We start from the raw sequence: 20,079 nt of genomic DNA, 5'->3' as shown, positions 1-20,079 counted from the left end.
CACGTCAACGGTATTTTGCAGTTTTGTTTCACCCTCTTCCTAAAGGGACGCGGTGTTTCAAAAGACCGCAATGGCGTTCAGCGCAACTGGCTATCCTTGCTTCCGCGACGATTGTAGCCACTGAAGCTCGCTTCCTGCTTATCGAGCTCTGCCTGGCATGAAACGCACAGGCGCACGCCCTGCAATGCTTTTCGGCGCGCTTCGGGGATACGGACGCCGCACTCCTCGCAGTGAATCAGACTGTCGCCTTGTCCCAGTCTGCTGCGTGCACGCTGAACCGCATCTTCCACGGTGCTGTCGATCTGCTCCTGCACCGCCCCCTCGTTGGCCCAGCCAGTAGCCATCGTTCGTGACCTCCTCGCCCAAGCCTGCAGATGAACAACACCACAGGACCTCTCACTTTGAATCATCCGGACCGCGCAGGTTCACGAATAGCCCTTTCGACGCCCATCGGAGTGACCATCGGTCAAGCCAGCCTTTTGAGCGACAGATGGCCATCATCCACCCACCATAATGGCTATTCTTTGGCGCGGCGCGACTCGAAAGAAGTCACCAACTAGCCAAACGAGACTGATCGAAGCGAGATCGAGATCAGCGCCCCGCCTTTCACGCATTACTGACGGACCTGATGATCAAGAGAATCCTCCTGCCACTATCCATCTTTCTCCTGGCGGCAGGCTGCTCCACGCAGACCAAGGTACTGGAACGCGAAGCCGGTGACTTCGATCTCAAGCTCGGCACCGCGCCCACTCGCAGCATGGCTCACGGATTGGTCGAGCCCACCACTGCGGGCGCCTTCCACGGCGGGCTGGATTTGACTCACGCCAGTGGCTGGTACGCCGGCCAGTGGTCGCCCAGCGCGGGGATCACCAACGGCACCTCATTGCAGGTCAACTCTTATGCCGGCTTTCTACAGCAACCGATGGATGATTCGCTCGGCTATGAGCTAGGGCTGATCCACTATGACTTTCCAGAGCTGGAAAATCGGGATCGCGACGGTTATTACGCCGGCCTGAATTTCGCCGGCAGCCGGCTGGGCATGGCGCTGAATGCCGCACCGGGACGCACCGACAGCACGCTGTTTCTCGACCTTGGCTCGGTTACGCCCTTCGGGGTTGGCGTCAAGGTGAAGTACGGCAGCTATGCACTGGAAAACCCGCACTATCTTCCCGGCAATCGCAGCATAGAGATGTTCAACGACTGGTCACTGAACATCTCCCGCCCCTGGCTCGGCATTCAGCTCGATCTTTCCTATACCGGCTCAAGCCTGACAGGCGCCGAGTGCGAGGCCTATTCGGGACAGAATGCCCAATGCGATGCCTTGGTGATGTTCAGAGCAGAACGCCAGCTGTACTGACCGAGACCATCATTCCTTGACCTGCATGAACTCTTCCGCCCAGACCATGTACTCCTCGGCGGTGGAGTATTTCACCGAAAGTTGCGAAGCGTTCAGGTCCGATGCATCGATCTGGCGTTGCTCTCGCAGGCAATCATAGGTCGCCTTGATCGCCGCGAAGTACGCCGCATGCCCATTGACCACGATACGCACCCCCAGCGCGGCCAGTCGCGCATTGTCACGGAGACGCGGATTGCCGTAGGTCACCAGCATCAGGGGAATCTCGATGCCGGCCGCCACCTGCTCCAGCTGCTCGAAATCCTCGATGCCGACCAGGCAGATACCATCGGCACCGGCCTTCTGATAAGCCTGCGCCCGGGCGATGACCTCTTCGATCCCAATCACGCCGGCGTTGGTACGGGCGATGATGCATAACTCCGGATCGATACGAGCCTCCAGCGCCGCGCGGATCTTGCCGACCGCTTCGAACATGCCGATCAGGTCCGTGGATTTGCGTCCGAACTTGGCCGGCAGCGAAGTATCTTCGATCGTCAGCGCCGAGATACCCGCACGCTCCAGCTCGATCACGGTGCGCATCACGTTGAGCGCGTTGCCATAACCATGGTCGGCGTCGGCAATGATCGGCAGACGCGAGACCCGGCCGATACGCGTGGCCTGCTCGGCGAACTCACTGAGCGTGATCAAGGCGAAGTCCGGCGCGGCCAGCACCTGCAGAGAAGCAACCGACCCCCCGAGAATCCCCACCTCGAAACCGAGATCGGCAGCGATGCGCGCGGACATTGGATCGAACACCGAAGCGGTGTGATAGCAGGCATCCGAGGCCAGAAGCTGGCGGAAATCCTTGCGCAAGAGATGATGGGAACGTCGTTGCATTGTTTTTCTCCATAAAGATACGCGCACGCAAGGGTCGAGACGCCCCTGTCGAATTAAGCATTGAAACCCTTGATCAGGCCGAGCGGCTGGCCTGCCGGCTCTGCACGTAGGCCATGCACAGCCCACTGGCGATGATCACTGTCATTCCCGCGATAGCCTCGACATCCGGGATATGACCGAAGGCGATGAAACCGACGATACCGGCGAACACGATCTGCCCATAGGTGAACGGCGCCAGGGAGGCGGCGCTGGCGTAGCGGAACGCCTGGGTCAGCACCAGATGCCCCGACATCGCCATCAGGCCCAGCGATGCCATCAGCACAGCATCGTGCACCGACGGTGTTCGCCAGTTGAAGGTCACCAGCACGCTCATGACCAGGAAACCGACCAGACTCGATAGGAAGTTACTGGTTACCGGGTGATCCGTGCCGCTGAGGCGACGCGTCAGCAACTGATACACCGTGAAGGAAATCGCCGCGCCGAATGGCAGCAATACCGCCGGAGTGAACAACGCGCCGCCTGGCCGAACGATGATCATCACGCCAAGCAGGCCGACGCCGACCGCCAACCACTGGCTATGGCTGACTCTCTCGCCCAGCAGCGCGGATGCGACGGTAACCATCAGCGGCGTGAGGAAGATGACGGCCGTGGCCTCGGCCAGCGGAATATACCTCAAGCCGCTGATGAACATGATGCTCACGCTCACCAGGCTCAGACCACGCAGCAACTGCGGCCATGGCCGCAGCGTATGGAATACGCGTCGCCCCATGCGAGGCGCGAACATGCCAAGCATCAACACGACCTGCGCCAGGTAGCGCGCCCAGACCACCAGGAACACGGGGTACAACTGGGTGAGGTACTTGGACAACCCGTCGTGACTGGCCAGAAGTATTCCCGACAGCAGAATGAGCAACACGCCGTATAGGGATTGATGACGATTGTCCAAATGGGTCTCGACATGGTTAGCAGGCTACGCATTATGCCTGTAAAAACTCGCAACGTCAGGCAGGGCGGACAGGCCGTCTCGGGGGCATTGGGCAAAACGCCATGCTGCCTTTATAGTCGCCACTCGTGAATCATGAAGATCGTCCATGCCGACTCCCTCGCCCACCATCGAACGCATCTACCCGCAGCAGCTCGACGCACAGGATCATGATGATCGCGAAACCCTGCGTATCCATATGGAGCGCTACGATTTCGCCGCCGCGCGGCTCATCGGCACACGTGTGCTGGATATGGCCTGCGGCTGCGGATACGGTAGCGACCGGCTGGCTGAACTGAATCCGGACAAGGTCATCGTCGGCGTGGATATCGATCCGGCGGCCATCGCCTTTGCCCAGGCCCACTATCAACGACCGAACCTCTCTTTCATCTGCGCCGACGCCGAAGCCTTCAGCGCCCCGGGCAGTTTCGACACCATCGTCAGCCTGGAGACCATCGAGCACCTGCCGCGGCCCCGTGCACTGATCGACAACTGCGCATCACTGCTGGCCAAAGGCGGGCAGATCATCGCCTCGGTGCCGATCACTCCCACCCTGGATGGCAATCCCCATCATCTGCACGACTTCAGCAAGCGCAGCTTCTTCGCCTTGTTCGAGCCCCATGGCCTGCTGCCGCAGCAGGGCTTCGAGCAGATCCAGTGGTGGCAATTCAAAGGACTGTTCCGCCGCAACGCGACCAAACGACATCGTTCCGAAGGCGTCGGCAATGCGGTACTCGGCTACTACCTCAAGCATCCCGGCTATCTCTTCAAACGGCTGGGCTCCATGGTTCGTCACGGCTTCAGCAACCGCTACCTGACCTGCCAGTTCCGCGGGAGCTGAGCGGAGGCTCGTCGGGTCACTCTCCATCACGTATAATCGCCGGTTTTCGCGGCGTTGCTGCGTAGTCCCGTTTGAGTGCTGTTTTTCAGATGTTCAGCTTGAGAGCGATGCAGGAGCGCGATATTCCTGCCGTGTTATCCATTCAGCAAGAAGCCTATTCCCCCCAATTGCAGGAAGACGAAGCGGTGATCCGCGCTCGTCTCGCGGCATGTCCGCAACTGGCCTGGGTCGCCGAAGATGCCGAGGGTGTTTGCGCCTACCTGTTCGCCTACCACTCGCGCGTGGGCAAGGTGACGCCACTGGATGGCGAGTTTCAGCGCCACGAGCAGGCCGACTGCCTTTACCTGCACGACCTGGCCGTCGCACCACGCGCAGGTGGCCGCGGCATCGGTCCGGCATTGGTACGCAAGAAGCTCGAACAGGCCAAGGCACATCGACTGCGCTACTCGGCCCTTGTCTCGGTACAGGACTCCGAGGCCTTCTGGTCCCGGCTCGGTTACGCCGCCCACACCCAGCTCGACCAACCGCAAGTCAGCAACCTGGCCAGCTACCGCATCCCTGCGGTGTACATGGTGCAGGCGCTGCACTGAGAACGCCTGACGAAGCCCCGGCGGGTCAGCGGAACGGCGGCTCGTCGAAGCTGCGCAGCTTGCGTGAGTGCAACGAGTTGAGCTGATTGCGCAAAAGCTCCAGCGCGGTGATGCCTATTTTCAGGTGCTGGGTAACGGCACGCTCATAGAACGCATTGGCCGAGCCGGGCAACTTGATCTCACTGTGCAGGGGCTTGTCCGACACACACAGCAGCGTGCCGTACGGTACCCGCAGGCGGTAGCCCTGGGCGGCGATGGTGCCGCTTTCCATGTCCACCGCCACGGCACGCGAAAGATTGATGAACGGTCTTTCCTGAGCCCAGCGCAATTCCCAGTTGCGATCGTCGTAGGTCAGCACGGTGCCGGTGCGCAGGCGCTTCTTCAGCGCCTCGCCCTGCTCGCCGGTGACCTGCGCGGCGGACTCCTGCAGTGCTTGCTGCACCTCGGCCAGCGCCGGCAACGGAATGTTCGGCGGCAGCACCCGATCGAGAATGCCGTCACGGCGCATATAGGCATGCGCCAGTACGTAGTCGCCGATCGCCTGCGACTGCCGCAGGCCACCGCAATGGCCGATCATCAGCCAGCAATGCGGACGCAACACCGCCAGATGATCGGTGATGTTCTTCGCGTTGGATGGGCCGACACCAATGTTCACCAGCGTGATGCCATCGCCGTCCTCAGCGTGCAGGTGATAGGCAGGCATCTGGTAGCGGTGCCACATCACCCCGCCGATGATCGCCTGGGCCTCGCCCTCCTCCATCCCGCGCTCGATGACCACATTCCCCGGCAGCACCATGCGTACGAAACGGGTGTCGTCGCGCAGCATGTCGAGACCGTGGCGAATGAACTGATCGACGTAACGGTGATAGTTGGTCAGCAGTATCCATGGCTGCACATGGCGCCAGTCGCTGCCGGTGTAATGCACCAACCGGCGCAGCGAGAAGTCCACCCGTGCGGCATCGAACAGCGCCAGAGGATAGGGATCGGCGTGCTCCCAGTCGTACAAGCCGTCGGCGATATCATCGGTGGCGGCGGAAAGGTCCGTACTGGGGAAGACCCGCGCCAGCTCGGCCGCCGTCACACCGGCCCCCGCCAACTCGTCGCCCTGCTCGATCACATAGGGATAGGGAATGTTGCGCTCGCTCATCCCTACTTCCACGCGCACGTTGAAGTCCTGAATCAGCGGTTTGAGCTGGTCGAGCAGATAGCTGCGAAAGGCCGCCGGATGCGTGACGGTCACGCTGTAAACGCCAGGCGCCTGCACCTTGGCATAAGCGCGCGTCGAGGTCGGCACCTCTCCATGGCATTCGTAGGTCAATCGCAACTGCGGATAACGAAACAAGCTGCGTTCGGCCTCATCCGGCTCGCTACGCGACGCCAGGTAACGCTTGAGCGCCTGGTTCAGCGAGGAAGTGGCGCGCTCGTGCATCCTGGCAAGGTGATCGACGGCTTCTTCTGCCGTGGCAACGGTGACAAAGGGGGTGGAGGCAGTATTCACGAGAATGTCCTGAACAGAGAGCTTCAGGCCATCTTGCCTCGTTTTGATGGCGAAGGCATGTCTGGCATGTGGAATCCGGCTACCCACATATATCAGGCGCGCCGATCACAGCGGCGGCGACCATCTTGCTCGCGCAGGCCGGACTGCCGCCCACTCATCCCTTCTGCAGGTTACGCAACAGGAACGACAGCGCCTTGGCCAGCTCCTGCGCGCCCTTGGGGTCGCGGACAATGGTCAGCCAGGTGCCGCCGCCGGCCGGATTGTTTACGGTGCATTCGATGCCCTGCGGTGGACATTCATACTGCAGATAGGGGTCCACGCCGAACACCGACAGGCTGCGGTTGAACACCGCGACTTCCTCCCGGGCCCCCCGCCTTTCCTCGCGGATGCGCAATTCGCCAGGCGCACCCAGGCTGAGACGATAGCGAATATCCTGCGGATCGGCCCGACCGACCTGATATCCGGCGCGCAGGGCATAGGTCTCCAGCAACGCATTGCTGTGGGCCATGAGTGCTTCTCGCTCGCTGGATGTCAGATAGAGCGCCTTGAGATCCGCCAGGTATTTCTCCGACTCTTCGGAGCCCAGGCTGTTCGGCTCGCCAGCGCTAACTTGCGTGCTGGCCATGCACAGCGCCGAGATCAGGAGTAACGCCGAAAGCCGACTTGTCAGTGCCCGCTGCATAATGCACCCTTGCCACTGGTTAATGTTATTGAGCCATCTCGTTAAGCCTGGAAGCGCCGCTCAACGCGATGGCCGCCCGAGCCAGCATACTGGAAGCCGTTCATTCGATGAAAATACATACCGATGCCGCCAGCCGTTTGGCGACCGAGGTTGTGACGCAGTTGCCAGTGCCATCCCGGCTCGGCATGCTGCGCTTCGAACGCCTGAACGAACCCAGCTGGTCGCTGCTGTTTCTCGACCCGGCCTGCGAGCGTTACCTGGGCCAACCTGCTCATGAGCTGTGCTCCCTGGTCGACTCGCCCTACGCGAGCCTGATGGAGCCGCAAATCCGTCACCATCTGCATGACACCATCCAGACGGAGCTGGCCAGGCAGGGGCACTACTCGATCCGCTACCGCCTGCATACCGCCATTGGCGCGCTGGAGATGATCGAAACCGGTGAGGTATATCAGCAATATGGCCGCGACCTGATTGGCGGCTACCTGGTTGCGCTATCCCCCTCCACCGGAGAGCATTCCGCCGAGGCGCCACTCACCCATGCACGATCCAAGGATGGCCAACTGGAACAGCTGATCCGCTCCCGAACGCAGCAGAGCCTGATCGTGCGTCTGGCACGGCATCGCTACGGCTCGGTCAATCCGCAACTGGAAGCGGCCCAGTTGATCACTCGCGCCGCCAGCGAGGCCTACGGTCTGGCTCGCGCCACTCTCTGGCAGCTGAACGGCGAATGGCTGGAAGCCGTCGCCTCGTACCGCCGCGACACCGACAGCCACGAATACCCGAGCGCGCGGAAGATTTCCCCGTTCCCCCGGTACATCGAAGCCCTGCAGAGCAGTCGCGCCATCAGCGTCGAGAACGTTCGGGAAGACCCGCGCACCCGCGATCTGGCCGATACCTTCTTCAGTCCTCACGGCGTGCACGCCACGCTGGATGCGACCATCCGGGTCGGCGGCGAAGTCACTGGCGTGCTCTGCCTCGAGCACACCGGCGCGCCACGGCACTGGCATACCGACGAGGTCGCATTCGCCGGCGAGTTGGCCGACCAGTACGCCCAGGTGGCGGCCAACCAGCAGCGTCTCAGTACCGCGCACACGCTGCAGCTGTTCCAGCGCGCCATCGAGCAGAGCGCCAGCGCCTTCGTCCTGGTGGACCGTGACGGTATCGTCGATTACGTCAACCCGAGCTTCACCGCGATCACCCAATTCACCGCCGAGGAGGTTCGCGGTCGGCGCCTGGCCGACCTGGCCGCGCTGGAGAATCTCACCGACCTGCTCTTCGACACCTCTTCCGTCCTGGCACAGCACAACAGCTGGCAGGGCGAATTCCGCAGCCGCCGCAAGAACCTCGAGCCCTATTGGGGCCAGCTGTCGATTTCGAAGGTCTTCGCCGACAACGGCGAGCTATCGCATTACATCGGCATCTACGAAGACGTCACCCACAGCAAGGCCGCCCAGCAACATATCGAGCGGATGGCCTACACCGACACGCTCACCAAGCTGGGCAACCGGCCATTCTTCATTCGCAGCCTCGAGGAACATTTCGCGAAGGGTACGCAGCCACAGCTGTGCCTGTTGCTGGTGGACATCGACAACTTCAAGCGGATCAACGACAGCCTGGGTCACCAGGTCGGCGACAAACTGCTCATCAGCCTGGCGCGACGCCTGCGCAATGGCCTCAACCAGGAAGCGGTGCTGGCACGCTTCGCCAGCAACGAATTCGCCCTGCTGTTCGAGGGCATGAGCCTCGAGGAAGGCCAGCGCATGGCCGATCAGGTCCTGCGTACACTGGAAAAGCCGCTGTTCGTCGACGCCCAGTTGATCAACGTCAGTGGCTCGCTGGGCCTGGCCTGCTCGCCGATGCACGGCAACGATTCCGAAACATTGATGAAACATGCCGGCCAGGCGTTGCACAAGGCCAAGGCCAACGGCAAGAACCAGCTGCAGGTGTTCACCGAAGCACTGCACGCCGAAGCCAACTACAAGCTGTTCGTCGAGAACAACCTGCGCCGCGCTCTGTCGCAGAACGAGCTGGAAGTTTTCTACCAGCCGAAGCTCTGCCTGCGCACCGCCCGCCTGCAAGGGCTGGAGGCGCTGGTGCGCTGGAACCATCCGGAAAAGGGCATGATCAGCCCGGACCAGTTCATCGGCGTCGCGGAAGAAACCGGGCTCATCATCCCCATCGGCAAGTGGGTAGCCCGCGAGGCCTGCCGCATGGGCGTTCGGCTCGCCATGCTCGGCCGCGGCCAGCCTCAGGTCGCGATCAACCTTTCGCCCAAGCAGTTCTCCGACCCGGACCTGGTCGCCTCTATCGCCACGATTCTGCGCGAAGAAAAACTGCCGCCCGCCTCGCTGGAACTGGAGCTGACCGAAAGCCTGCTGCTCGACGCCACCGAGGAGACCCGCCAGCAACTGTTGGGCTTCAAGGCACTGGGCGTCACGCTGGCGATGGATGACTTCGGGACCGGCTATTCCTCGCTGAGCTACCTGAAGCGCTTCCCCATCGACGTCATCAAGATCGACCGCAGTTTCATCAAGGACATCCCCGACAACCAGGACGATATGGAAATCACGTCGGCGGTGATCGCGATGGCGCGCAACCTGCGCCTCAAGGTCGTTGCCGAGGGCATCGAGACCGCCCAGCAGCTGGCGTTCCTGCGCCAGCATCATTGCGATATCGGCCAGGGCTACCTGTTCGACAAGCCGATTTCCAGCAAGCAGCTGGAAGATGAACTGAATCGGTATCCACGCTGGGCCTGAGGCGCCTTGCCCTATCGAGCGACCGCTCATGCTCTGGCCCCGTCACTCGCAAGGGCATAGGCTTAGGCTCTGGCTAACCGAGCCACCCACATCTTTTCACGCTCGAGGTACCACGCCATGTCCCTGCGCTCGCAAATTCTCGTCCACAAGCAGGCACTTCCAGAGCCGGATCAGGCCCTGCCGGGCCGCCCCACACCCGTCGCCGTACCCGAAGCCCACTACGTCAACGGCAATCCGCTGCAGCCTCCCTTCCCGAGTGGGCTGCAACAGGCCATTTTTGCCTTGGGCTGCTTCTGGGGCGCAGAGCGTCGTTTCTGGGAGCAGGAAGGTGTATGGACCACCGCCGTCGGTTATACCGGCGGACTCACGCCCAACCCGTCCTATGAGGAGGTCTGCTCGGGCCTGACCGGGCACACCGAGGCGGTGCTGGTGGTATTCGACCCGCAGATCATTTCCTACACGGCGCTGCTCAAGCTGTTCTGGGAAGCGCACAACCCGACCCAAGGCATGCGCCAGGGTAACGACACCGGCACCCAGTACCGCTCCGCCATCTATTGCTTCGACAGCGACCAGCTCACCCAGGCACGCGCCAGCCAGGCTCGATTCCAGCAGCAGTTGGACGAACATGGCTTTGGGCCCATAACCACTGAAATTGCCGAGACCCCAGCGTTCTATTACGCCGAGGCTTATCACCAGCAATACCTGGCCAAGAATCCGGGCGGTTATTGCGGTCTCGCCGGCACCGGTGTCTGCCTACCATCATGAGCAGGGGGAATTAAGCAGCCCGCCTTCGCTCGATTGCCGAGCGAGCAGAAAAAGAAAACCCCGCCGAGGCGGGGCTTTTGCAGACTGAATCCTGACATCCGTGACTTTCGCCGTCCTGGCGTCGTTCCGTTAACGTCCGTCTTGAAATAGGCGCTTCCGTACGCGAGTTCCCTGTTGCGAAAAGACTACTCGTCAAGCCCGGAAGCCTGTAGCAGCCAACCGCACCACACCATGTAAGCAATCACTTACAAGCACTGTCCCTGATTCGCTTGTAAGTGATTGACTATCACGTTGCGGATTTATGACCGGGCTAATACCGAGATTGTTCCCATACATGGCCAAATAATTTCAATATGCCTGCATGCATTAAGCCGGCCTTCAGAATTGCTCGGCCCCGAGCAAGTACAACGACTCGCTGCCAGCTTTTACCGAAGCACTCAGCGACTGGATACGCGGCAACAGTCGTGCGAAGTAGAAACGCGCCGTACCCAGCTTGCTGGCATAGAAATCGTCCTCGCTCACCTTGCCCAGCGCGGCCTCCGCCATCTTCGCCCACATGTAGGCGTAGGCGGTGTAGCCGAACACGTGCAGATACTCGACCGAAGCGGCACCGATCTCGTTGGGGTCGCGTTTCGCGCTGTCCAGTACACACGCCGTCAGCTCGTCGAGGTTATCCAGCGCTGCTTTCAATGGCGTGACGAATTCAGCCAGTTCCGCTCCGGCCGTCGCGCAGTAGCTGCGAATCTCCTCGGCGAAAGCCCGATACAGTTCGCCGCCGCTACCCACTACCTTGCGTCCCAGCAGGTCCAGCGCCTGGATGCCATTGGTGCCTTCGTAGATCTGGGTGATACGGCAATCCCGCACCAGTTGCTCCTGCCCCCATTCACGGATGAAACCGTGGCCACCGAAGATCTGCTGGCCATGCACCGTGGTTTCCAGCCCCATGTCGGTGAGGAAGGCCTTGGCCACCGGCGTCAGCAGTGCCACCAGCGCTTCGGCGCGCTGGCGGGCCTGGCCATCCTCGCTGAACTTGGCGACATCCAGCTGCAGCGCGACATAGCTGGAAAAGGCGCGGCCGCCTTCGTTCAACGCCTTCATGGTCAGCAGCATGCGCCGCACGTCCGGATGCACGATGATCGGATCGGCCACCTTGTCCTTCGCGACCGGGCCGGTCGGCGCACGGCTCTGCACGCGTTCGCGCGCATATTCGATGGCGCTCTGGTAGGAGCGCTCGCCGGTGGCCAGGCCCTGGATGCCGACGCCCAGGCGCTCGTAGTTCATCATGGTGAACATCGCCGCCAGGCCCTTGTTGGGCTCGCCGACCATCCAGCCGACGGCGCCGTCGAAGTTCATCACGCAGGTCGCCGACGCCTGGATGCCCATCTTGTGCTCGATGGAGCCGCAGGAAAGCGAATTGCGCGCGCCCAGCGAACCGTCGTCGTTGACCATCACCTTGGGCACGAGGAACAGCGAGATGCCGCGCGAACCGGCCGGCGCATCGGGCAGCTTGGCCAACACCAGGTGGATGATGTTCTCGGTCAGATCGTGTTCGCCGCCGGTGATGAAGATCTTGGTACCGCTGACCTTGTAGCTGCCGTCGGCCTGGGGCTCGGCCTTGGTGCGGATGATGCCCAGGTCGGTGCCGGCATGGGGCTCGGTCAGACACATCGAGCCCGCCCAGATGCCGCTGTACATGTTGGGCAAGTACTTCTGCTTGAGCGCTTCGCTGGCATGGGCATAGATGGACAGGCAGGCGCCGGACGTCAGCATCGGATACAGGCCGAAAGCCAGGCTGGCCGAGTTCATCATCTCCTCGACCTGGGCAGAAATCGCCTTGGGCATTCCCATGCCGCCGTATGCCGGATCGCCACCGACACCCACCCAGCCACCCTCGGCGTACAAGCGATAGGCGTCGGGATAGCCAGCCGGCGTGGTGACCGCGCCATTGTCCCAACGGCAGCCCTCTTCGTCGCCGCTACGGTTCAGTGGGGCGATGGTATTGCCGGTGATCTTGCCGGCTTCCTCGAGAATCGCCTCGGCAGTCGGCGCGTCGACGACCTCGGCCAGCGCGGGCAGGCTCTGCCACAGCGCCGGCGCATCGAAGACTTCATTCAGGACAAAACGCATGTCGCGCAGCGGTGCTTTGTAGTCAGCCATGGAAAGACCTCGCAGAAGAACATGTCACCCGGCCGGGTGGCCGCGGGGAGGCCTTCGAGTCTAACTGAACACCAGCTGGCGCCCGAAGCGTCTGTTTATGACCAATGAGTTCCGGAATTCGCCTAGGTCAATCACCCCGATGGTGGAAGAAACCGACGTAGGACTCCCGCCGCTTTCAAGCACCCGCCGTGGGCTGCGTCACCGTGCGAACCGCGCCGCGACGATTCTGCCCGTGGGCCCGAACGCAGTTGCGTCCCGCACTCTTGGCGCTGTAGAGCGCCTGGTCCGCCGCCTTGATCACCTCGTCCGGGTGGCGCTGCGTCGGCAGCCGCTCAGCCACGCCGATGCTGATGGTCACCGAAACCTGATTCGCGCCACTGCCGCCGCGGCGGCGCTTGCCCTGTTGCGCGTCCTGGGGCCGGTTGGCCTTGTCGCGCAGGTGCATGACGTACTCCTCCACCGCCCGGCGCACGGTTTCGAGATGTGGCAGGCAGTCCTGCAGGTCGCGTCCGGAGAACACCAGGGTGAACTCCTCGCCACCGTAACGATAGGCGCGACCGCCACCGCCGATCTTGCGCAGCCGGCTCGCCACCAGCCGCAGCACCTGATCGCCGACATCGTGGCCATGGGTATCGTTGAATGCCTTGAAGTGATCCACGTCGGCCATGGCGATGACGTACTGCCGGCCGAGTCGCTGCAAACGCTCGTTCAACGCGCGCCGGCCGGGCAAACCGGTGAGTTCGTCACGGAAGGCCATCTGGTAGGCCTCCTGAGCGATGGCCACCACCAGAATCAGCATCATCAGGCTGCTGAGCACGTTCAGTGCACCGGGTCGGCTGAAGACCTGCGGCAACATCAGCAAGAGGCCGATCAAGGCGATGAACTGAGCCGCATGCACGGGGCGCGGATGACGTATGTACTGCACCAGCAACACCACGAAGGCCAGCAGGAACAGCGGGTAGACCAGCTGAATCAGCGTCAGCCACTCCGCCTGCAGCCACGGCCAACGGATCTCGGTCAACCAGTCGAGCAGTTGCTCTGGGAATCGCCTGGCCAGCGCCAGCGCGACGACGCAGACCACGAACAGCACGGCCAGCCGCGCAGCGCCATCCTGCAGCAGGTGAGCACGCTCCCGCCACGCCCCATAAAGGCCATAGAGAACCGGCAGCAACAGGCAGCACAGGTGGAAGGTCAGCGCGGCCCCGGGCAACAGGGTGCCGGTCGCTCGATAATGGTCCGCCTGGGTGTCGAGCAGAAAATAGGCCAGGTACATCACCAGCAGCAGGAAGGTCTCGCGGACGCGTCCATAGGCGATGCAGAACGCCGCTCCCAGCAGCAGGAGCACGGTGGGCAGCACATTGAACAGCGACGTGAAGAATTCGTTGAGGCCTGGCTGCCGGGCAGCCGCCAGCCCACCGGCCAGCAGAGCCAGGGGGGAGTAGAAATGACTGAAACGAACAGCAGTCAGACGAGGCACGAAGGTTCCGACGATGGACCGTGGAAAGCAGGCATTCTGCCTGCACTTGGCGACTCATTCACCTCACGGGAGGCAAAACGGCGACTCGGCGTGTTTTCGCGGACGGGATTTACCACAAGCACGCGCGATATTACCGTCGGAAAAAACAAAACCCCGCCCAGGGAGCGAGGTTCTGTCATCCACCCGAACCGCTGCCGAAGCAGCGGTCGCCTGGTCAGGGTGCCTTAATAGGCCAGCTCGAAGTGAGCCTCGTCCATGTCCATCAGGTTGTCGGCACCGGAGAGCATGGTTTCCACATGCGCACGGGTACGCGGCAGGATGCGCTGGAAGTAGAAGCGCGCCGTCTGCACCTTGGCGGTGTAGAAGCCGTCGCTGTCTTCGCCGGCGGCGATCTTCTCGGAGGCCAGGCGCGCCATGTCGGCCCAGAAGTAGGCCAGGCAGGCGTAACCGCAGTACATCAGGTAATCCACCGACGCGGCACCGACTTCCTCACGGTTCTTCATGGCAGCCATGCCGACCTTCATGGTCAGATCGCCCCACTCCTTGTTCAGCTTGGCCAGCGGCTCGACGAACTGCTTGATCGACTCGTTGCCTTCGTTGGCCTGGCAGAACTTGTGCACCACCTTGGTGAAGCCTTTCAGCGCCTCGCCCTGCGTCATCAGCACCTTGCGGCCCAGCAGGTCGAGTGCCTGGATGCCAGTGGTGCCTTCGTACAGGCAGGAGATGCGGCTGTCGCGCACGTTCTGCTCCATGCCCCACTCGGCGATGAAGCCGTGGCCACCGTAGATCTGCACGCCGTGGTTGGCGGCCTCGAAGCCCACTTCGGTCATGAACGCCTTGGCGATCGGGGTGAGGAACGCGAGCATGGCGTCGGCGGCCTTGCGCTGCTCCTCGTCCTGGCTGCGCTGGACGATGTCCACCTGCTTGGCGGCGTAGTAGAGCATCGCGCGGTTGCCTTCGGCGAAGGCCTTCATGGTCAGCAGCATGCGGCGCACGTCCGGATGCACGATGATCGGGTCAGCGGCTTTCTCGGGCGCTTTCGGGCCGGTCAGCGAACGCATCTGCAGACGTTCGCGTGCGTACTTGATGCCACCCTGGAAACCGATCTCGGCATGGGCCAGGCCCTGCAGGGCGGTACCCAGACGGGCAGTGTTCATGAAGGTGAACATGCAGTTCAGGCCCTTGTTCGGCGGGCCGATCAGGAAACCGGTAGCGCTGTCGAAGTTCATCACGCAGGTGGCGTTGCCGTGGATGCCCATCTTGTGCTCCAGCGAGCCACAGGACACGCCATTGCGCTCGCCCACGCCGCCTTCGGCGTTCGGCAGGAACTTCGGCACGATGAACAGCGAAATACCCTTGGTGCCTTGCGGCGCATCGGGCAGACGGGCCAGTACGATATGGACGATGTTGTCGGCCATGTCATGCTCGCCCGCGGAGATGAAGATCTTGGTGCCGCTGACCTTGTAGCTGCCATCGGCCTGAGGCTCGGCCTTGGTGCGCAGCATGCCCAGGTCCGTGCCGCAATGCGGCTCGGTCAGGCACATGGTGCCGGTCCACTCGCCGGATACCAGCTTGGTCAGGTAGGTCTGCTGCTGCTCGGGCGTGCCGTGGGCATGCAGGGTGTTCATCGCGCCGTGGGACAGGCCAGGGTACATGCCCCAGGACCAGTTGGCTTCACCGACCATCTCGCTGATGGCCATGCCGAGGGATTCCGGCAGGCCCTGGCCGCCATGCTCGACGTCGTGGGCCAGGCTCGGCCAGCCGCCCTCGACGAACTGCTGATAGGCCTCCTTGAAGCCGGTCGGCGTCTTCACACCGGATTCGCTCCAGGTGCAACCTTCCAGATCGCCTACACGGTTCAGCGGGGCGATGACTTGCTCACAGAACTTGGCGCCTTCGTCGAGGATGGCGTTGACCATGTCCGGGGTGGCGTCTTCACAACCCGGAAGGCTCTGATAATGCGCCTCGTAGCCGAGCAGCTCGTCACGTACGAAACGGATATCGCGCAAGGGGGCCTTGTAATCGGGCATAGCGTAAACCTCAGCGGTGGGTTCTTTGGTTCAGGTGACCGGTTGTCCGGTCAGCTCTTGATCGGATTCGTGACCCCGGCAGTTGCGCCGCAGGTCAAACAGGCGTTTGAAACATACGTTTCGGCCTGGACGATGTCAAGCCGTGACCGGAACACCGTAATCGGTATCCTTTTCGTTCTGGAAGGAAAGGGCAAGGGTGCCACTGATGGGCACCGCACCGGCCAGATGGCCGGGCGTTCAGGCGATGGTGTTGATCAGCGTCCCGAGCACTTCGTCGGCGCTCTGGATCATCCGCGCGCCAGCGTTGGCGGTATGTTCGCCGACCTTCATCTGGACCAACTGTTCGGTCAGCTCGACGACTTCCGCCACCGCCTGGGAGCTGTCGGCGACCGGTAGCGCAGCGCTGGCAATAGCATCCGCGGCCGTCTCGATACGTTGCTGCCCGGCCTGATAAGCGCCGAGGCCGGAGGAAAGGAGGCTGTTGATTTCCATGGCGCTGTTCCTGTCAATCAATTCGCCATCATTGAAGCAGAGCCGGCGCACCAGTGCCAGTGGCACCTGGTTATAAGGAAGCCGGCTTCAGAGGCTCGCAAAGCATCAGCGGAGCAGCTGCAGATCAAGGCAGGCGGCAACCTGGGCCGGCGTCGCGGCGGACAGGCGGGGCACCTGTCCCAGGCAGGGTGCCGGAAGTCGATCAGCCAAGGTGGCGAGATTCTCTTCCAGCCGCGACGTGGCCGGATCGACGATATTGGCGACCCAACCGGCGAGCCGCAGGCCGTCGCGTTCGATGGCTTCGGCGCTGAGCAGCGCGTGGTTGATGCACCCCAGGCGGACGCCCACCACCAGGATCACCGGCAAGCCCAGCATTATCGCCAGATCCGACAGGTTCTCGCCGCCTGCCAGCGGCACGCGCCAGCCACCGGCACCTTCGACCAGGGAGAAGTCGGCCTGCAACGCCAGCATTCGCCGAACCGATTCGGCCATCAGCGCCGCCGTCAATTCGATACCGACCTCGCGTGCTGCCAGATGTGGGGCAATGGCCGGCTCGAAGGCAAAAGGATTGACCTGCTCGTAGCGCATCGGCAGGGAGCATTCTCCGAGCAGCGCCAGCGCATCACCGTTGCGCAGCCCATCGGCCGTCACCTCGCAGCCGGAAGCGACCGGCTTTGCCGCCGCGGTACTGAACCCGGCCTTTCGCGCGGCATGCAGCAGGCCGGCGGCGACGGTGGTCTTGCCGACCTCGGTGTCGGTTCCGGTGACGAAAAAGGCTGTCGTCATCTCAGGACTCCTTGCATAACAGGCCGTAGACGACCCGATAGGTCGCCGGCAGCCCGGACGGCGTACGGAAGCGCTCGTAGGCCTCGATCAGTGCACGAATGCGCGCCCGCCCAGTGAGCCCGCCGGGGCGTCCCGGATTGAGGTTGTGCGCGCCGAGCGCCTTGAGCTCGTGAGTCAACTGACGCAGCTCGGAGAAGTGCAGCACGCTGGGCCGCATGTCGAGCACCAGGCAGCGCAAGCGGCTGGTCGCGCAGAACTCCTGATAGGCCTCGAACGAACGGAAGCGATTGACGTGGGCAAAGCCATCCACCGCCTGCCAGCTGTCGCGCAGCTCCTGCAGGGTACCGCTGCACAGGCTACTGAAGGCGAAGACGCCACCCGGACGCAGCACCCGCTCGGCCTCGTTCAGCACCGCAGCGAAATCCTCGCACCACTGCAGCGCCAGGCTGGAGAACAGCAGGTCCAGCGAAGTGCTGCGCAGCGGCAGGCGTTCGGCGTCCCCCGCCACGAACGAAGTCGCGCCGCCCTTCGGGCGTGCATGGCGCAGCATGCCCTCGGCGATATCCAGCGCCACGCCATCGGCGTGCGGAAAGCGGTTCGCCAGCGCACGCGAGAAATAGCCGGTACCGCTGCCCAGATCGAGCCAGCGAGTGGGGCACAAGCCGGCGGGCAGCCGCTCGATCAGGGCATTGCCGACCGCGCGTTGCAGCTCGGCGACCGCATCGTAGCTGGCCGCCGCGCGGGAAAACGACGCCGCGACCTGGCGCTTGTCGGGTAATTCCGACTCTGACGTGGGCGAGACTGCCACAGCCGGGTCGCTCATCCCCGCACTCCGCTGATCATGGCCAGCATCGCGCCGGCCACTTCCTCGGCGCGCTCCAGCGGCAATGCATGGCTCGCATCGGCCAGCACCTTGATGGTCACGCCGGGCATCCAGCTGCCCAGGGCATCGGCGGCCGAGGCCGGGACCAGGGCGTCACGCCCGCCGAACACGTGCAGCTGTGGACCGAAGTAGTCCCTAAGCGAGGATCTGCCATCCAGCTTCGCCAGGAGCTGCAGCCCCGCATCCAGCACCTCGGGCGACGCCTGCGACTGACTGACCTGCAGCTGGCGCGCCAGCGTGCGCGGATCGAAACCGCCGCGGCTGCAGAGCGAGCGAAAACGTTTCAGGGTTTCCTGCGGGTCCAGGCGGAACGCCTCATGGAAGGCATCGAAGATGTTCTCGGCCATGGCGCGCGACCAATCGATGCGCGCACGAAAACAGGGGTTGCTGGCGATGGTCAGCAACCCGCGGCAGGCGTCGCCACGACGCGCAGCCAGTTGCGTCGCCAGCATGCCACCCAAGGACCAGCCGGCAAGCCAGGTATTGCGTGGCAGGCGTCGGTCCAGCTCGTCGAGCCAGGCATCGGCATCGGCCAGCTCCGGCAACGGCTCGACCACCACCTCGAGATCCGGCGACTGCTCGGACAAGGCCTGGCATAACGGCTGTAATGCGGCCGGTCCGAACGCCCAGCCGGGCAACAAAACAAGCTGATCAGGCATCCGTTTCAGGCTCCTCGGCCAATCGATTCCAGCATTCGGCCAGGATATCCAGCAGACGTTCCACTTGCGCTTCGCTGTGCGCGGCGCTGAAAGTGACCCGCAGGCGCGCGCTACCGGCCGGCACGGTAGGAGGGCGAATCGCGCCGACCAGAAGGCCGCGCTCGCGTAGCACCGCGGATAGCTTCAGCGCACGCTCGCTGCTGCCAACCAGGATCGGCTGGATGGGTGTCGGGCTGTCCATCAGGCTCAGGCCGATTTCGGCGGCGCCCTGGCGGAAACGGGCGATGAGGCGATTCAGGTGTTCACGGCGCCAGTTTTCACGGCGCAGCAGCTCGAGGCTTTTCAGGGTTGCGCAGGCCACCGCGGGCGGCTGGCTGGTGGTATAGATGTAGGGCCGGGCGAACTGGATCAGCGTCTCGATCAGCGCCTCGCTGCCGGCGACGAAGGCACCGGCGGTGCCGAAGGCCTTGCCCAGGGTACCGACCAGCACTGGCACCTCATCGATGCCCAGCCCGAAATGCTCGACGACGCCGCCGCCCGCCGCACCCAGCGGGCCGAAACCATGGGCATCGTCGACCATCACCCAGGCGTCGCGCTGCCTGGCTTCAGCACAGATCGCCGGCAGATCGGCCAGGTCGCCGTCCATGCTGAATACGCCATCGGTCACCACCAGGGTGTTGCCGACGGCCTTGTCCAGACGCTTGCCCAGGCTCCCGGCATCGTTGTGCAGGTAGCGCGAAAAGCGCGCGCCGCTGAGCAGACCGGCGTCCAGTAGCGAGGCATGGTTGAGGCGGTCCTCCAGCACAGTGTCGCCCTGCCCCACCAGCGCGGTGACGGCGGCGAGATTGGCCATGTAGCCCGTGGAGAACAGCAGCGCACGCGGTCGCCCGGTGAAGTCGGCCAGCGCCTCTTCCAGTTCGTGATGCGGCGTGACATGGCCGATCACCAGGTGCGAGGCGCCACCACCGACACCCCACTTCGCGGCACCTTGCTGCATGGCAGCGATCACCTCGGGGTGATTGGCCAGGCCCAGGTAGTCGTTGGAACTGAATGCCAGCAACCGCTCGCCATCGACCATCACATCCGGCCCCTGCGGCGTCTGCAGCAACGGACGCTGGCGGTAAAGATGTTCGGCGCGGCGGGCGGCGAGGCGCGAGGCGAGATCGAATGTCATGGGCGGAACCGGCAACGGTGGATAACCGCAAGCGGATTATCCACCCTACGAAAGGGTTGGGCTGGCGTAGGAGGATC

The 20,079-nt window shown here is 63.1% G+C and carries 18 protein-coding genes; 5 read left to right on the top strand and 13 right to left on the bottom strand.

The features are described from left to right. Nucleotides 1–77: 77 nt before the first annotated feature. A complete protein-coding gene (locus tag EA795_RS02165) occupies nucleotides 78–344 on the bottom strand; it encodes a DksA/TraR family C4-type zinc finger protein (protein ID WP_122075274.1) in 267 nt (88 codons plus the stop codon). A 284-nt stretch (nucleotides 345–628) separates the two neighbouring features. Between EA795_RS02165 and EA795_RS02160 the strand changes: the two genes are divergently transcribed. Continuing rightward, on the top strand, nucleotides 629–1,357 hold the full coding sequence (locus EA795_RS02160) for a TorF family putative porin (protein WP_122075272.1): 729 nt from the start codon (nucleotides 629–631) through the stop codon (nucleotides 1,355–1,357). Between the two features lie 9 nt (nucleotides 1,358–1,366). Here EA795_RS02160 and EA795_RS02155 read toward each other — a convergent pair whose 3' ends face one another. Both EA795_RS02155 and EA795_RS02150 read right to left on the bottom strand, forming a co-directional pair. Next, the gene (locus tag EA795_RS02155; protein WP_058074727.1) at nucleotides 1,367–2,230 is read right to left on the bottom strand and encodes an isocitrate lyase/PEP mutase family protein; all 864 of its coding nucleotides are present in this window, start codon (nucleotides 2,228–2,230) and stop codon (nucleotides 1,367–1,369) included. A 73-nt stretch (nucleotides 2,231–2,303) separates the two neighbouring features. Continuing rightward, nucleotides 2,304–3,176, bottom strand: a complete 873-nt coding sequence (locus EA795_RS02150; RefSeq protein ID WP_122075270.1) for a DMT family transporter — start codon at nucleotides 3,174–3,176, stop codon at nucleotides 2,304–2,306. A 145-nt stretch (nucleotides 3,177–3,321) separates the two neighbouring features. On the opposite strand from EA795_RS02150, the gene EA795_RS02145 reads away from it, so the two are divergent. After that, nucleotides 3,322–4,053, top strand: a complete 732-nt coding sequence (locus EA795_RS02145) for a class I SAM-dependent methyltransferase (RefSeq protein WP_122075268.1) — start codon at nucleotides 3,322–3,324, stop codon at nucleotides 4,051–4,053. Between the two features lie 107 nt (nucleotides 4,054–4,160). After that, a complete protein-coding gene (locus EA795_RS02140) occupies nucleotides 4,161–4,643 on the top strand; it encodes a GNAT family N-acetyltransferase (protein WP_014854249.1) in 483 nt (160 codons plus the stop codon). A gap of 25 nt (nucleotides 4,644–4,668) precedes the next feature. Here EA795_RS02140 and amn read toward each other — a convergent pair whose 3' ends face one another. After that, the gene (gene amn / locus EA795_RS02135) at nucleotides 4,669–6,141 is read right to left on the bottom strand and encodes an AMP nucleosidase (RefSeq protein WP_014854250.1); all 1,473 of its coding nucleotides are present in this window, start codon (nucleotides 6,139–6,141) and stop codon (nucleotides 4,669–4,671) included. A gap of 154 nt (nucleotides 6,142–6,295) precedes the next feature. After that, entirely contained in the window at nucleotides 6,296–6,766 is a 471-nt protein-coding gene (locus tag EA795_RS02130) for a hypothetical protein (RefSeq protein WP_122075265.1), read from the bottom strand. Nucleotides 6,767–6,930: 164 nt separating this feature from the next. On the opposite strand from EA795_RS02130, the gene EA795_RS02125 reads away from it, so the two are divergent. Continuing rightward, on the top strand, nucleotides 6,931–9,579 hold the full coding sequence (locus EA795_RS02125; protein ID WP_122075300.1) for a bifunctional diguanylate cyclase/phosphodiesterase: 2,649 nt from the start codon (nucleotides 6,931–6,933) through the stop codon (nucleotides 9,577–9,579). 117 nt (nucleotides 9,580–9,696) lie between these two features. Beyond that, on the top strand, nucleotides 9,697–10,344 hold the full coding sequence (gene msrA / locus EA795_RS02120; RefSeq protein ID WP_122075263.1) for a peptide-methionine (S)-S-oxide reductase MsrA: 648 nt from the start codon (nucleotides 9,697–9,699) through the stop codon (nucleotides 10,342–10,344). Nucleotides 10,345–10,722: 378 nt separating this feature from the next. Here the strand turns inward: msrA and EA795_RS02115 are convergent, their stop codons facing one another. The 8 genes from EA795_RS02115 to bioF form a co-directional block, all read right to left on the bottom strand. After that, a complete protein-coding gene (locus EA795_RS02115; protein WP_122075261.1) occupies nucleotides 10,723–12,501 on the bottom strand; it encodes an acyl-CoA dehydrogenase C-terminal domain-containing protein in 1,779 nt (592 codons plus the stop codon). 175 nt (nucleotides 12,502–12,676) lie between these two features. Continuing rightward, nucleotides 12,677–13,978 (bottom strand): GGDEF domain-containing protein, encoded by a 1,302-nt coding sequence (locus EA795_RS02110; RefSeq protein WP_122075259.1) that lies wholly within the window; start codon nucleotides 13,976–13,978, stop codon nucleotides 12,677–12,679. Nucleotides 13,979–14,202: 224 nt separating this feature from the next. After that, complete coding sequence (locus EA795_RS02105; protein ID WP_058074721.1) at nucleotides 14,203–16,008, bottom strand: phenylacyl-CoA dehydrogenase; 1,806 nt, start codon at nucleotides 16,006–16,008, stop codon at nucleotides 14,203–14,205. A gap of 237 nt (nucleotides 16,009–16,245) precedes the next feature. Then, nucleotides 16,246–16,500, bottom strand: a complete 255-nt coding sequence (locus tag EA795_RS02100) for a hypothetical protein (protein WP_058074720.1) — start codon at nucleotides 16,498–16,500, stop codon at nucleotides 16,246–16,248. A gap of 105 nt (nucleotides 16,501–16,605) precedes the next feature. Further along, nucleotides 16,606–17,286 (bottom strand): dethiobiotin synthase, encoded by a 681-nt coding sequence (gene bioD / locus EA795_RS02095; protein ID WP_122075257.1) that lies wholly within the window; start codon nucleotides 17,284–17,286, stop codon nucleotides 16,606–16,608. A 1-nt stretch (nucleotide 17,287) separates the two neighbouring features. After that, on the bottom strand, nucleotides 17,288–18,109 hold the full coding sequence (gene bioC, locus EA795_RS02090) for a malonyl-ACP O-methyltransferase BioC (protein ID WP_122075255.1): 822 nt from the start codon (nucleotides 18,107–18,109) through the stop codon (nucleotides 17,288–17,290). Continuing rightward, nucleotides 18,106–18,828: an alpha/beta fold hydrolase gene (locus EA795_RS02085; protein WP_065984381.1), complete on the bottom strand. Its 723-nt coding sequence runs from the start codon at nucleotides 18,826–18,828 to the stop codon at nucleotides 18,106–18,108. The genes bioC and EA795_RS02085 overlap by 4 nt, the downstream gene beginning before the upstream one ends. Beyond that, nucleotides 18,821–20,002 (bottom strand): 8-amino-7-oxononanoate synthase, encoded by a 1,182-nt coding sequence (bioF, locus tag EA795_RS02080; RefSeq protein WP_122075251.1) that lies wholly within the window; start codon nucleotides 20,000–20,002, stop codon nucleotides 18,821–18,823. The genes EA795_RS02085 and bioF overlap by 8 nt, the downstream gene beginning before the upstream one ends. Nucleotides 20,003–20,079 lie beyond the last annotated feature (77 nt).

Source organism: Stutzerimonas nitrititolerans (genome assembly GCF_003696285.1).
Lineage (GTDB): Bacteria > Pseudomonadota > Gammaproteobacteria > Pseudomonadales > Pseudomonadaceae > Stutzerimonas > Stutzerimonas nitrititolerans.
The sequence above is the reverse complement of the archived record's forward strand: the minus strand, read 5'-3'. Positions and strand labels throughout refer to the sequence as shown.